Source organism: Pseudonocardia sp. ICBG601 (genome assembly GCF_020496245.1).
In genome coordinates, this window is record NZ_JAHLJA010000050.1 from 17,854 (window position 1) to 31,539 (window position 13,686).

Below are 13,686 nucleotides of genomic sequence, written 5' to 3' on the forward strand. Positions count from 1 at the left end.
CGCGTGGAACCCCTCCGGACCGGTGTTTGGCACTCATGCCGCCGCTCCTCCCAGGACGGACGGGGGGTTCGAGAGGGGCGAGGGCGTGGCCGTTCCTCTCCACCGTCGACTAACAGTGTTAGTCGTTCTGCTCGTTAGACTAACACTGTTAACCGAAAGATGTGGAGGGACATCCTCCCGGCGCTGCGGCGCCGGGCTGTACGGCAGGAGCCCGGGCGGGCACATACGGTGCACACGGCGAGGAGGTGGCCATGGAGCAACAGGTCAGACGGGTGCCCAATGTGCGGGGCGAGGGGGAACGGCTACGGCAGGAGATCCTCGACGCGGCGACCCGCATCCTGGAGGAGACGGGACGCGAGGACGCGCTCTCCCTGCGAGGAGTGGCCCGTGAGGTCGGCATCTCCGCGCCCAGCGTCTATCTGCACTTCAAGGACAAGACCGAACTGGTCGCCACCGTGCTCGCCGCCGCCTACTGGGCGCTGGCTGCAGCGATGGGCGAGGCGGGGGAAGCGGCCGCCGCGGCCGGCGCCGCCCCGTGGGAGCGGATAGGCGCCATCGCCGCCGCCTACCGCAGATTCGCCATCGACAAGCCCCGTCGGTACCGGCTGATGTTCAGCCTGGAATACGAACCCGAGCGTCAGTCCTCCGCCGACACCCCTCTCGGCACCGTGCTCCAGGCGTGGACCCACGCCGTGGACACCTATCTCGCGGCGATCGCGCCCGGCCGGCGATCGGAGGCGGAGACCATCGGCATCCATCTCTGGACCGCCTCGCACGGCCAACTGGTCCTCTGGCACACCCTGCCAGGTCACCACACCAGCAGCGAGGACATCCTGATCGAACTGGAACAGTCGTTGCTGCACCGGCTGCTGCCCATACCGGCCCCTCAGCCATCGACCCCGACGCTCGACGCCGCACACAGCCGGCAAGGCAGTTGAGAACGTCGCACCGGACTGCGATGCGGTCCTCGTCACCCAGCACTCCGGCGTCAGGTGTGATGGGGGAGGGGTACGAGCACGCCTTTCGCCAGCTGGGCGGTCCTCGCAGCGGTCGGAGGATCCCGGGGATGCCGCATCTCGGCGGCCCGGAGTCGGCTTCCGTGCGCAGCCATCAGGCTCGAACGGCAGCCCCGGGTGCTTCGGGTATGGCTACCGGCGCGCGGACGCATGCCGCATCGGAAACGGGGCTACGCGTCGTTGCTCGGCTCCGGGGGGACGTGGCGGTGCAGGAACTCCACCTGGTCTGCGACGACGGTGCTGAACAGGGGTTCGACGTAGGGGTCGAAATGGCCCCCGTCGTAGATGCGAACGGTCGAGTTCGGGATCCTCGCCGCTGCGCTCTCGGCGACTCGTCGGGGGGTGATCGCGTCCTGCGCGACGATCTGGACCAGGACCGGGCACTCGATGCTCCCGGCCCAGCGCCGGGGCGAGTAGAAGCCGATCTTCAGCGCGATGCGGGCTGCGACGGTGGCCGGGTAGTCGTCCTCGGTCAGCCCCGACTCGCGCAGGAGCGTGAGCATGCCGGGGCGGGCGTCGGGGGATGTCATCATCGCCGCGTGGCCAGGAGGGCCGACACTGTCGACGAGGACGGGGTTACGACCCAGTCGAGCGGCAACCGCGTCACGGACGCCCGCCGCCGCTGCCCGGAGGGCGGCTCGGGGCTCTGCTGATCTCACCGCTGCCGGGCCGCTGACGTGCGGTACCTGGGCGATCACGGCAGCGAGCGGTTCTCCCTGGCCGGCGATGGTGATGACGTGGCCACCGGCGAACGAGGTCCCCCATGCCACGACGCGGTCGCGGTCGACTCCGTCGAGAGAGCGGGCGAAGCGGAGAGCGGCGCGCCAGTCCTCGTGCTGCATGCCGATGTCGAGGAGCTGGCGTGGCTCGCCCCCGCTCTCGCCGAAGCCCCGGTAGTCGAAGACCACGACGACGTATCCGGCGGCGGCGAAGCGTTCGGCGTAGGCGTAGAGGCGCAGCGCGCGTGGTGAACCGAATCCGTGCGCCATGACGACGACGGGCGGTTCGTGGTCGGCGGCGGTCGGCCGGTAGACGCGGGCCGCGCACCGTGTGCCACCGGAGTCGAACCACTCGTCCGACGTTGCGAACGTGGCGCCGAACGGCTCAGTCACGGTGTTCCCCTCGACCGGTCGACAGCCTCCCTGGCCAGTGATCAAGAACGTAGCCAGCTCGGGAACGCCGTGCAAGATCAGACGAGGACGTGGTCAGCCCGGGGCGGCGGACAACGCCGTGAGTGCGGCGTGAACGGCTGGGCGCTGATCGCCGCCCGTCCGCCAGACGGCCTGGACGTGTCGCTCGACCGCCGGCCGGAACGGCAGGAACCGCACCGATGCAGGAACCTCACCGCGGCCGAGTCGGGGTACGACGCCGACCCCCAGGCCGGCTGCGACGAGGGCGAGCTGAGTGGGGTGCTCGGCGGCCTCGTGGGCGATGAGGGGGTCGATCCCGTGACTGCGCAGGACTCCGCGCAGCCAGTGGTGGCAGCTCGATCCTTGCGGCCAGCTGATCCAACGCTCGTCGTGGAGGTCGTCCACGGTGACGGAGCCCCGACCTGCGAGGCGATGGTCGGAGGGCACCGCCAGGTCGACGGTGTCGACCAGGACGGTCCTTCCGGAGAGTCCGTCCGGGAGGACGAAGGGTTTCGAGGGCCAGTACTGGTTGACGACGAGATCGACCGCGCCCCGCAGGAGCTCGGGCAGTGCTCGATCGGGGTCGTACTCGACGACTCGGACGTTCAGGGCGGGATACCGGGCGCTGAGCTGGGCCACCGCGTCCGGGATCAGCCCACGTACCGCAGTGGCGAACGCAGCGATCGTGAGAGCCCCGTGCACCGTTCCACGGTGCCGCTCGACCTCCGCGCGTGCGCGTTCGACCGACGCCAGGATCTCCTCTGCGTGGCGTGCGAGCAGCCGGCCGGCGTCGGTCAGCCGCACCCCGCGTCCGTCGCGTTCGAGCAGGCGGTTGCCCATCTCGCGTTCCAGTTTGGACAGTTGCTGGGAGGCGGCGGAGGACGTGATGCACAACGCCTGCGCCGCGGTGGAGATCGAGCCGTGGGTCGCCACGGCGTGCAGCGCACGGAGCCGCTCCAGGTTCACGTAAGAAACCCTAACGCCCAGGGGCTGGAAGGTTTTGATTTTCTTCGTGATTGCGTGCCGGTACAGATGGATGCATGGCACACCCGCTCCGTCACCAGATGACCGAGAACGGCTGATGGAAGGGGCGGATGCACGGTCCCCCGAGGTGGTCGACGAGGTCGCCGATGAGGCGTCCCCGCTCAGGCGTCACCTGACACTGGGTCCCGCCCTGGCGCTCGCGGTGACCACCGTGATCGGCGGTGGTGCGCTGGCACTGCCAGGGGTGGCGCTCGACGGAGCAGGCAACGACGCGTTGCTCGGCTGGGCCCTGGCCGGAGTGATCACCATCCCGCTGCTGGTCGTGTTCTCCCGTCTCGGAGCCCGCCATCCGACCCGAGTTGCACAGGTAGTCAGGGGTCGTGAGCCGTCGGTGCTGGTCAGCTGGCTGCTTGATCGGGATCTGGGGCACTAATCGGTAGTCTCGGGTAGTGCCGTTCGTTCGGAAGGTGAAGACGGCCTCCGGGGCGACAGCGGTGCAGGTCGTGGAGAAGCGCCACGGCGTCCGCCGGATCGTCGCCCACGTCGGCTCCGCGCACGATGACGCCGAGCTCGCAGTCCTGATCGCCTCAGCACGAGACCGCATCCATGCAAGCCAACAGGCGCTGGACCTGGACACCCCGGCCGCTGGGGGTGCAGGTGGGGCGATCGTGACCGAGTCGTCGAGCGAGGTCCTGTGGAACGTCCTGATCGAGGCCTACCGTCGCCTCGGCTTCGACCAGCTCGCAGACGAGGCGTTCCGGGCACTCGTGCTCGCGCGAATCGTCGAGCCCACCAGCAAGTCCGCCGCAGTAGGGGTCCTCGACGAGCTCGGCGTGGCCGCGCCGCACCGCAACACCTTCACCGCGGCGTTGCGCCGCTGCGTGGACAAGGACTACCGAGCCGCCCTCGCCGCCGCCTGTGCTGCGGCCTCGCGCCGGTCGGGTCCGGTGTCGCTGGTGCTCTACGACGTGACCACGCTGCACTTCGAGGTCGAGAACGAGGACAAGCTGCGCAAGGTCGGGATGAGCAAGGAACGCCGGGTCGACCCGCAGATCCAGGTCGGGCTGCTCGTGGACCCGTCCGGGTTTCCACTCGAGGTCCGCTGCTTCGAAGGGAACAAGGCCGAGACCACCACCCTGCTCCCGGTGCTCGACGAGTTCCGTAAGCGGCACCAGGTCAGGGACATGGTCGTCGTCGCGGACGCCGGGATGTTGTCCGCGAGCAACCTAAACGCGTTGGAGGACAACGAGTTCTCGTTCATCGTTGGGTCGAGGATCAGCAAGGCGCCCTACGACCTGGCCATGCACTTCGAACGCCACGGCAACGCCTTCGACGATGGCCAGATCCTCGAGTCACGCCGCGACATAGGGACGGGTAAGGCGAAACGCTCGCGCCGGACCGTCTACCAGTACCGGTTCGCCCGGCACAAACACGACGACCGGGCGATCAACGCCATGGTCGACCGCGCCGAGAAGGTCGCCGCCGGCACCCGGCCGTTGAAGAAGGACCGCTTCGTGCGCATCGCCAACAGCGGAACCGAGGTCGACTGGGCCCTGGTCGAACGCGCCCGCCAGCTCGCGGGTTTGAAGGGCTACGTCACCAACCTGCCAGAGGCCACCATGGGTGGACTCGCGATCGTGGCCGCCTACCACGACCTGTGGCAGGTCGAGGCCAGCTTCCGCATGACCAAATCCGACCTACGCGCCCGGCCGGTCTTCCACCGCGAACGCGACACCATCGAAGCCCACCTCACCGTCGTCTTCGCCGCCCTCGCGGTCTCGCGGCACCTGCAGGACGCCACCGGAGTGACCATCAAGACACTGATCAGGACCCTGCGTCCGCTACGCACCATCCGCGTCGACGTCGGCGGTCACCCGATCACTGCAGCGCCGCAGATCACCGACCAGGCCCGCGCCATCCTCAACCGGCTACCCGCCATCAACGCCCCGGGGCACTAAACCTGTGCAACTCGGGCCTGACCGCGGACGGGGTGCCGGTCACCGCGCCGCGCTTCTCACCCGACGGCGGGTCGATCGCCTTCGCGTCCCGGCGAGACGGTGCGCCCGAGGTGTACCGGGTCGACGCCGAGGGCGGCACGCCCACCCGGCTCACCTGGTGGGGCGAGGCGACGACCCGCGCGGCGGGCTGGACCCCCGACGGGGCGGTGGTCGCGTTGTCGGCGCACGGGGACGCGACCTCCCGGCTGTGGGCGTACGCGGTCCCGGCGACCGGCGGCACACCGGAGCTGCTGCCGCACGGCACGCTCTCCGCGCTCGCCCACCAGCCCGGCGGCCCCGCCGTGCTCACCCAGGTCGAGGGCGGGCGACCCGCGGCCCACTGGAAGCGCTACCGCGGCGGGCGCGCGGGCCGGCTCTGGCTCGACGCCACCGGAACCGGGGAGTTCACCCGGGTCCTCGCCGGTCTGGCCGGGCAGCTGGAGTGCCCCATGATCGTCGACGACGGGTCGGGCCCGCGGCTGGCGTTCGTCTCCGACCACGAGGGCTGGGGGAACGTCTACTCCGTCCCGCTCGCCGACCCCGGCACCGACCTGCGCCGGCACACCGACCACGGCTCCGGGGGCGGCACCGACTTCTACGTCCGGCACGCGAGCACCGACGGGCGCCGGGTGGTCTACGAGTCGGCAGGGGAGATCTTCCTGCTCGACGACCTGTCCGCCGCCTCGCAGCCGCGCCGGATCGACGTCCGGCCCGGCGGGCCGCGGCGCGCCCGCGAGCCCTACCGCGCGTCGCTGCCCGCCGACCTGGGCCCGGTCCGGCCGGACCGCACCGGACGGGCGAGCATCGTGTCGGTGCTCGGCACCGTGCACCGGCTCACCCACCGCGACGGCCCCGCCCGCGCACTGCTCGCCGAGCCCGGCGTGCGCGCCCGGCTCGCGCACCCGCTCGGCACGGACCGCGCCGTATGGGTGGACGACGCGACCGGCGAGGACGCCGTGGTCGTGGCCCCGCTCGACGCGCACGCCCCGGCAGCCCCGGAGCGGGCGCGGTACGCCGCGGGCAGGCTCGGCCGGGTGCTGGAGCTGGCCCCTGCGCCGGACGGTTCCGCCGTCGCGCTCACCACGCACGACGGCAGGCTGCTGGTGCTGCACACCGGCGCCGACCCCGTGCCGGACCCGGTGTCCGGTCCCGACGAGCGACCCGACGACGGCGTGGTCGACGAGGCCGTCCCGGCCCGGCCGGCGGGGGAGCTGCGCGAGCTGCACCGCGGCACCGCGGGCGAGCCGTCGGACGTGTCCTGGTCCCCGGACTCCGCCTGGCTGGCGTGGTGCGACCCGACGCCCGAGGGGCTCTCGCGGATCGTGCTCACCCGGGTCGCCGACGGCGAGCACGCCGAGGTCACCCCGGCCCGCTTCCACGACAGCGACCCGGTCTTCACCGCCGACGGCAGGCACCTGGCGTTCCTGTCCCGGCGGGTGTTCGACCCCAGCTACGACGAGCACTCCTTCGACCTGACCTTCGGCACCGGATGGAAGCCGTTCCTGGTGCCGCTGGCCGCGCGGACGCCGTCGCCGTTCGGGGCAGGGCCGGACGGCCGCCCGGTGGACCCGGCCGACGAGGGCCCGGACGACCAGCCCGCCACCCCGCCGACGCCCCCGGCCCCGCCGGAGCCCGGCGACGAGCCCGACCCGCCCGGCGATGCCGCGGTCGACGGGGCGGTCGAGGGGGCGGTCGACGGGGCCTCCGACGGCGCGCGCCGCGCGGTGGCCGCGGCGACCGGGGCCGGGGCGCCGGCCCGGGGCGGTGCGCGCGGCGGCCGCCGCGGGTCCGGGCGGGACGCCGACGAGGGGCCGCCGGAGGTCGTGGTCGACGTCGACGGGCTGGCCGACCGGGTCGTCGGTGTGCCGGTCGAGGCCGCCCGCTACACCCGGCTCGCCGCGGTCCGGGGCGGCCTGGTGTGGCTGCGGCTGCCCAGCGGCACCGGCGTGCTCGGTGACAGCCTCCCCGACGACGACGCCGAGCCCGACCGCGCCGTGCTGGAGCGGTTCGACCTGGCCCGGCGCACGGTCACCGTCGTCGCCGACCCGGCGTCGTCGTTCGCGGTGAGCGGTGACGGCACCCGGCTCGTCGTCCGGGACCGGGGCACGGTCCGGCTGCTGCGCGCCGACCGTGGCGGGTCCGCCGCCCCGGAGGACGACGCCGGCGGCGACGAGTTCACGATCGACACCCGTCGGCTCGTGGTCACCGTCGACCCGGTCGCCCAGTGGCGGCAGATGTTCGACGAGACCGCCCGCCTGATGCGCGATCACTTCTGGGTCGAGGACATGGCCGGGGTCGACTGGGCTGCCGAGACCGCCCGGTACCGGCCGCTGGTCGACCGGGTCGGCAGCCACGACGACCTGCTCGACGTGCTGTGGGAGCTACAGGGCGAGCTCGGCACCTCGCACGCCTACGTCATCGGCGGCCGCGCAGGCGGCGACCCGACCGGGCGGCCCGGGCTGCTCGGCGCCGACCTCGAGCCGGAACCCGACGGCGGCCCGGGATGGCGGATCCGGCGCGTCCTGCCGCCGGAGACCTCCGCGCCCGCCGCACGCAGCCCGCTGTCCGGGCCCGGCGTCGACGTGCGGGCCGGTGACGTGCTGCTGGAGGTGAACGGGCGCCCGCTCGACCCGCACTGGGGGCCCGCGCCGCTGCTCGTCGCGACGGCCGGGAGCACGGTGGAGCTCACCGTGCGCTCCGGACCCGACCGGCCCGACGCGGGCACCGTCCGCCGCGTGGCGGTGCGCCCGCTGCACTCCGAGGACGAGCTGCGCTACCAGGACCGGGTGGCCCGGCTGCGCGCCGAGGTCGCCGAGCGGTCCGCTGGGCGGCTGGGCTACCTGCACGTGCCGGACATGATGGGTTACGGCTGGGCCCAGCTGCACCGCGACCTCGCCCGCGAGACCGCGAAGGACGGCCTGCTGCTCGACGTGCGCGGCAACCGTGGCGGACACACCTCGCAGCTGGTGGTGGAGAAGCTCGCCCGCCGCGTCATCGGGTGGGACCTGCCCCGGCACGGCGCACCCGCGACCTACCCCGAGCAGGCGCCGCGCGGCCCGGTGGTGACCCTGGCCGACGAGCGCTCCGGCTCCGACGGCGACATCGTCACCGCCGCGATCAAGCGGCTCGGGGTCGGCCCGGTCGTCGGGACCCGCACCTGGGGCGGGGTGATCGGCATCGACAGCCGCTACCGGCTCGTCGACGGCACCCTGGTCACCCAGCCCCGCTACGCCACCTGGTTCGACGACGCGTCGGCTGGACGATGGAGAACCACGGAGTGGACCCCGACGTGGAGGTGGTCGTGACCCCGCAGGACCGGGCGGCCGGACGGGACCCGCAGCTGGACCGGGCGATCGAGATCGCCATGGCCCGGCTCGACGAGCACCGCCCGCCCGCACGGCCGCCGGACCTCGCCGGGCGGCCGTCGGTGGCCCGGCCCGCGCTGCCGGGTCGGCCGGGTGGGGAGATCGGCACCACATCGCGTGAGAGGCTGACCGCCGTGCGCACTCGCAGGATCACCGCCGCCCTGCTGATCGTCGGGGCCGTCGCCGTCACCGGGGCCGGCTGCGGGCGGGGAACCGAGCCGGGTCGACTCCGCCGCGATCGTCGGCGACGAGGGTCGATCCCGCTTGCCACCGTGCAGCCCGCGATCACCTCCGTGCTCACCACGGCCCGGGCTGGTTCGACGGTCTGAAGGCCCAGGTGGGCGGCTCCCAGGCCGACATCGGTCGGGCCGTGGTGTCCCAGCTGGTGATCCGCACGATGATCGGCCTGACCGCCCCGGAGCAGGGTGTCACCGTGACCGACCAGCAGGTCACCGCGGCGATCGCCCGGCAGGGCGGCGAGCAGGCGGTGCAGGAGTCGTCGCTGGCGGTCGGCGGTGTGCAGGCCGCGACCGGGGACGAGCTGACCCTGACCGAGCTCGCCCGGCGCGAGCTGCCGCGGCGGCTGTCGGTGACCGCGGACGTCGCGTCGCCCAGGACCGGGCCCAGGCCACGACGCTGGCCCGCGAGGTCGCCGCCGGCGGGCAGGGGCCGAGGCGGCGCTGGCCGGTGCCGCACACCCAGCGCGGGCTCGCGATCCCGGGCCGAGACCCCGCAGGCCGCGCGCTGACCCGCCTGATCGGCATCCCGGCCGGCTGGGGTCGCGGCGTTCCCGCTGGGCAGCGGCCAGGGCTGGGTCGTGGTCCGGGTGACCGAGCGCGACCTCGGCGCCCCCGCCCCGGGCAACGCCGTCGGCCAGTTGGACCAGCGGTCGCTGTCCGAGAGGCCGGGATCCGGATGCTCACCCCCACCCGCGCTGGCGCACCGGGGTGCAGCTCAACCCCCGCTACGGCGTGTGGGACCCGATCCAGATGCTCGCCGTGCCGACCGCCGAGGACGCCTCCGTGGTGTTCCCGGTCGCCGCCGGCAACCCGACCCCGCCCGCCCCCTGATGGCCGCGACGATCGTCGTCTGTCCCCGTCGCGGGGCCGCACTCCCGGCCGCGGCGCTGCCGGCGCTGCGCTCCGCGACCGAGGGTGCTCGCCGTGCCCGGTCTCGACGCCGGTGCCGCCGCCGGCCGGGCCGTCGACTGGACCGGCACCGACCCCGCCGAGCTCGCCGACGGCACGGTGCTGCTCGTGCCGGCGGGCCACCCCGCCGCCGCGCACCCGGCGCGGTACCGCCTCCCACCGGACATGCGGTGCTGGACGCCGTCGCGGTGATGGACCGGCTCCGCTCACCCGGCGGCTGCCCGTGGGACGCCGAGCAGACCCACACGTCGCTGCTGCGCTACCTCATCGAGGAGTGCTACGAGCTGTACCAGTCCATTGAGACGGTGACCGCACCGAGCTGCGCGAGGAGCTCGGCGACGTCCTGCTGCAGGTGCTGTTCCACGCCCGCGTCGCCACCGAGCACCCCGACGCCCCGTTCGGGATCGACGAGGTCGCGACCGGGCTGGTCGACAAGCTCGTCGGTCGCCACCCGCACGTGTTCGCCGCGGGGGAGCAGGTCGCCACGGCCGCCGACCAGGACCGCCGCTGGGACGAGCTCAAGCGCGCCGAGAAGCAGCGCGAGTCCAGTGTCGACGGCGTCGCGACGGTCCAGCCGGCCGTCGCGCTCGCCGCGAAGCTGACCTCCCGCACGGCGAAGGCGCGGGCTGCTCGTGGACCTGCTGCCCGCCGGCGACGACGCCCGGTGCGGCACTGTTCCGGCTGGCCGCGGCCGCGCAGCTCGGCGGCGGCGGCGACCCGGAGGCCGCGCTGCGCACGGCCGCCCGCGAGTTCGAGGCACGGGTGCGGTCGGCGGAGAAGGCCGCCGCCGCGGACGGGCTCGATCCGCACGCGCTGACCGCGCAGGACTGGCGTCGTTACTGGGCAGGCCCCTGACCCAATCCCCGATCGGGTGATACCCGTCGGTAACGTGTGAGCGTGCGCACTCAGTCGCTCCTCGTGGCCATCGGCGGCATCGTGGCCCTGATCGTGGTCGTCTCGCTGGCGACCGGCCCGGACTTCGGGCCGTCGCTGCCCCGGACCCCGGTCGACCGGCAGTCCGCCCCGCCGCGTCCGCGCCGCTGCCCGCGGGCACCGACGTCGTCGCATGGGCCAGGCCACCGCGGCCGAGGCGGACATTCCCGAACGGACCCTGCAGGCCTACGCGAACGCCGAGCTGCGCCAGCGCGAGCGCACCCCGGCCTGCCGGTTGAGCTGGGCGACGCTGGCCGGGGTCGGCCGGATCGAGTCCGGGCACGCCACCTTCCGCGGCGCCGAGCCCGGCCCGGACGGCCGCGTCGACCCGCCGATCATCGGCATCCCGCTCGACGGCACCAATGGCACCCGCCGGGTCGCCGACACCGACGGCGGCCGCCTCGACGGCGACCCGGTGCTGGACCGCGCGGTCGGGCCGATGCAGTTCCTGCCCGGGACCTGGGCGCGCTACGGCGCGGACGGCAACGACGACGGCGTCGCCGACCCCCAGCAGGTCGACGACGCCGCGCTCGCCGCGGCCGGCTACCTGTGCGCGAACGGGCGCGACGTCGCCGAGGCGGGGGACTGGTGGCGCGGGGTGCTCGCCTACAACGCCTCCCGCGAGTACGCCGGCGACGTGTGGGCCGCCGCCGCGGACTACGCGCAGCGCACCGCCGCCCCCGCACCGCCCGCCCCCTGACGGGGCCGGCCCCGGCGTCGCAGGGTCAGGCGAGCAGCGCGCGGCCCCAGTGGTCGTCGCCCTCGGCGAGGCCGGGCGGGACCGCGAACAGCGCCGAGCCGCTGTGCTCCAGGTACTCGCTGAGCGCGTCGGAGCGGGCCAGCCTGCGCTGCATCGGCACGTACTGGCGCTGCGGGTCGCGCACGAACGCGATGAAGAACAGGCCGGCGTCGAGGTGCCCGTGCCCGTCGGAGCCGTCGACGAAGTTGTAGCCGCGCCGCAGGATCCGCGCCCCGCCGTTCGCCTGCTCGGAGGCGAGCCGGATGTGCGCGTCGTCCGGGATGACCGGCCCGAAGGCGTCGGTCGCGGCGAGGTCGGCGGTGTCGAACTCGGCCGTCCCGGTCAGCGGCGCGCCCTCGCCCTTGTCCCGTCCGATGGTGCGCTGCTGGTCGTCGAGGTTGGAGCGGTCCCACACCTCGATGTGCATCCGGATCCGGCGCGCCACCAGGTAGGAGCCGCCGCGCAGCCACTCCGGGCCCTCGTCGCCGACCCACACGTGACGGTCCAGCAGGTCCGGTTCCTCGGCCTTGAGGTTGTTGGTGCCGTCCTTGAAGCCGAACAGGTTGCGCGGCGTGGCCTGCCCGGTCGACGTCGACGACGTCCGTCCGAACCCCAGCTGCGACCAGCGCACCTCGGTCACGCCGAAGCCCTCGCGGACCAGGTTGCGCACCGCGTGCACGGCGACCTGCGGGTCGTCGGCGCAGGCCTGGATGCACAGGTCCCCGCCGGAGCGGGCCGGGTCGAGCTGGTCGCGCTGGAACCGCGGCAGCGCGGCGAGCCCGGTCGTCCGCCGGTCGGTGATGCCGAGCTTGTCGAAGAACCCGGAGCCGACGCCGAAGGTCAGCGTCAGCGACGACGGCGGCAGCCCGAGCGCCTCGCCGGTGTCGGCCGGGGCGGTTGTAGCGGTTGCCGGGCAGCGCGCCGCCCTCGGCGGTCTCCCGTCCGGCCGTCATCCGCTCGGCCGACGACGTCCACCGGGCAGCAGGTCGCGCACCGCGTCCCGGTCGGTGGTGGTGAGGTCCAGGGCCACGAAGTGCAGCCGGTCCTGGGCGGGGGTCACGATCCCGGCCTGGTGGGCGCCGCGGAAGGCGACGGTCCCGTCGCCCGCGCGCGGCGCCGTTCCCGGACAGGCCGTACCCGGCGGCGACGCCCGCCCCGGCCAGGGCCACACCGGCGCCGGTCAGGCCGAACAGTCCCCGCCGGGAGACGTGCAGCGGGCTCATGCGGTGACGGTGCCCGCGACCTTGCTGACCGGCTCGGCCAGCGCGTCGACGGCCGCGGCCATCTTCTTCGTGTCCTCGGGCGTCAGCTGGGTGTAGAGCTTGTAGCCGTCGCCGACGCGGTAGCCCTGCAGCAGCGTGTCGACGGCCTCGAAGCGCTGGTCGAGCGGCGGGCCCAGCGCCGGGTCCTTCTGGTCGATCACCGGGCGCAGCGCGGCGACGGCGGCCTGCGAGCCCTCCACGTTGGCCTGGAAGTCCCACAGGTCGGTGTGGGAGTAGCGGTCCTCCTCACCGGTGATCTTGCCGGTGGCGACCTCGTCGAGCAGGCTCTTGGCGCCGTTGGCGAGCTCGGCCGGGGTGAGCTCCAGGCCGGGGATGCGGCCCTGCAGGTCCTTGGTGTCGGTGACCAGGGTCGCGGCGATCTGCGGGGAGTCGGCCTTCAGGCCGTCGACCCAGAGGTCCTTCTCGAGCCGGTGGAACCCGGTCCAGGCGACGCCGGGGTCGCGCTCGTCGTCCTCACGGCCGTCCAGCTTCGGGTCGAGGTCGCCGAAGGACTCGGCGATCGGCTCGATCCGCTCGTAGTAGGTGCGGGCGACCGGGAACAAGGTCTTGGCCTTCGCGACGTCGCGGGCCGACACGGCGGCGGCGAACTCGGAGGTCCTGGTGACCAGCGCGTCGGACTGGGAGGACACGTAGCGCAGGTAGCCGGCGGTGGCGGCGGCGAGCTCGGCGTTGGTGTCGGTGGCGCGCTGTGCGGACCCGGTGACGGTGAACGGGGCGCGGATGCCGTCGCCGGACATGCCGGGCTTGCACGCGGTGGTGTAGGTGCCGCCGTCGGGGACCTCGACGATCAGGTCGCGGGACAGGCCGGGGCCGATGTTCTCGACCTCGCCCATGATCCGGTCGCCGGTGGCGTAGAGGTAGAACTCGGTGACCTTGCTGCCGGCGTTGGTGATCCGGAAGGTGACGTTGCCGGCCGGGGCCTGCGTGGTCGACACCTGGCAGGCGGTGTCGGTGGCGTTCACGGTGATCGGGCCGTCGTCGCCGGGTCCCTGCGCCGCCGGGGCGGTCGAGGTGCAGCCGGCCAGCAGGTCGGCGGCGACGGTGAGCGACGCCAGGCCGGCGGCCGTGCGCGTGACGGGGGACATCGTGCG

The 13,686-nt window shown here is 73.7% G+C and carries 13 protein-coding genes and 1 pseudogene; 10 read left to right on the forward strand and 4 right to left on the reverse strand.

The window, feature by feature from the left end; all coding sequences use genetic code 11:
• The first annotated feature begins 251 nt into the window (after nt 1–251).
• Entirely contained in the window at nt 252–938 is a 687-nt protein-coding gene (locus tag KPL57_RS17445; protein WP_226352425.1) for a TetR/AcrR family transcriptional regulator, read from the forward strand.
• A 248-nt stretch (nt 939–1,186) separates the two neighbouring features.
• Here KPL57_RS17445 and KPL57_RS17450 read toward each other — a convergent pair whose 3' ends face one another.
• Both KPL57_RS17450 and KPL57_RS17455 read right to left on the reverse strand, forming a co-directional pair.
• Nucleotides 1,187–2,203 carry an alpha/beta hydrolase gene (locus KPL57_RS17450; protein WP_226352426.1) on the reverse strand — a complete coding sequence of 339 codons (1,017 nt, stop codon included), beginning with the start codon at nt 2,201–2,203 and terminating at the stop codon, nt 1,187–1,189.
• A gap of 18 nt (nt 2,204–2,221) precedes the next feature.
• Nucleotides 2,222–3,112: a LysR family transcriptional regulator gene (locus KPL57_RS17455; RefSeq protein ID WP_226352427.1), complete on the reverse strand. Its 891-nt coding sequence runs from the start codon at nt 3,110–3,112 to the stop codon at nt 2,222–2,224.
• Between the two features lie 145 nt (nt 3,113–3,257).
• Here KPL57_RS17455 and KPL57_RS17460 point away from each other — a divergent pair, with 145 nt between their 5' ends.
• The 9 genes from KPL57_RS17460 (at nt 3,258) to KPL57_RS17490 (ending at nt 11,273) form a co-directional block, all read left to right on the forward strand.
• Nucleotides 3,258–3,563, forward strand: coding sequence for a hypothetical protein (locus KPL57_RS17460; protein WP_226352428.1), 306 nt, complete (start codon nt 3,258–3,260; stop codon nt 3,561–3,563).
• Between the two features lie 16 nt (nt 3,564–3,579).
• Nucleotides 3,580–5,088 carry an IS1634 family transposase gene (locus tag KPL57_RS17465; RefSeq protein WP_226352429.1) on the forward strand — a complete coding sequence of 503 codons (1,509 nt, stop codon included), beginning with the start codon at nt 3,580–3,582 and terminating at the stop codon, nt 5,086–5,088.
• Nucleotides 5,089–5,120: 32 nt separating this feature from the next.
• A complete protein-coding gene (locus KPL57_RS69825; protein WP_226352430.1) occupies nt 5,121–8,432 on the forward strand; it encodes a S41 family peptidase in 3,312 nt (1,103 codons plus the stop codon).
• Complete coding sequence (locus KPL57_RS17475; RefSeq protein ID WP_226352431.1) at nt 8,417–8,821, forward strand: hypothetical protein; 405 nt, start codon at nt 8,417–8,419, stop codon at nt 8,819–8,821. Before KPL57_RS69825 ends, KPL57_RS17475 begins: the two co-directional genes overlap by 16 nt.
• A gap of 8 nt (nt 8,822–8,829) precedes the next feature.
• Nucleotides 8,830–9,240 (forward strand): hypothetical protein, encoded by a 411-nt coding sequence (locus KPL57_RS17480; protein WP_226352432.1) that lies wholly within the window; start codon nt 8,830–8,832, stop codon nt 9,238–9,240.
• Nucleotides 9,241–9,439: 199 nt separating this feature from the next.
• Nucleotides 9,440–9,562, forward strand: a complete 123-nt coding sequence (locus tag KPL57_RS66685; protein ID WP_264198237.1) for a hypothetical protein — start codon at nt 9,440–9,442, stop codon at nt 9,560–9,562.
• Nucleotides 9,563–9,655: 93 nt separating this feature from the next.
• Nucleotides 9,656–9,832 (forward strand): hypothetical protein, encoded by a 177-nt coding sequence (locus tag KPL57_RS69830; protein WP_308252909.1) that lies wholly within the window; start codon nt 9,656–9,658, stop codon nt 9,830–9,832.
• 160 nt (nt 9,833–9,992) lie between these two features.
• Nucleotides 9,993–10,457, forward strand: a complete 465-nt coding sequence (locus KPL57_RS69835; RefSeq protein ID WP_308252910.1) for a MazG nucleotide pyrophosphohydrolase domain-containing protein — start codon at nt 9,993–9,995, stop codon at nt 10,455–10,457.
• Nucleotides 10,458–10,706: 249 nt separating this feature from the next.
• Nucleotides 10,707–11,273 (forward strand): lytic transglycosylase domain-containing protein, encoded by a 567-nt coding sequence (locus KPL57_RS17490; protein WP_308252911.1) that lies wholly within the window; start codon nt 10,707–10,709, stop codon nt 11,271–11,273.
• A gap of 25 nt (nt 11,274–11,298) precedes the next feature.
• Here KPL57_RS17490 and efeB read toward each other — a convergent pair.
• Nucleotides 11,299–12,483, reverse strand: a pseudogene (gene efeB / locus KPL57_RS17495) (iron uptake transporter deferrochelatase/peroxidase subunit).
• Between the two features lie 48 nt (nt 12,484–12,531).
• Nucleotides 12,532–13,680, reverse strand: coding sequence for an iron uptake system protein EfeO (gene efeO / locus KPL57_RS17500; RefSeq protein ID WP_226352433.1), 1,149 nt, complete (start codon nt 13,678–13,680; stop codon nt 12,532–12,534).
• Between the last annotated feature and the right edge of the window lie 6 nt (nt 13,681–13,686).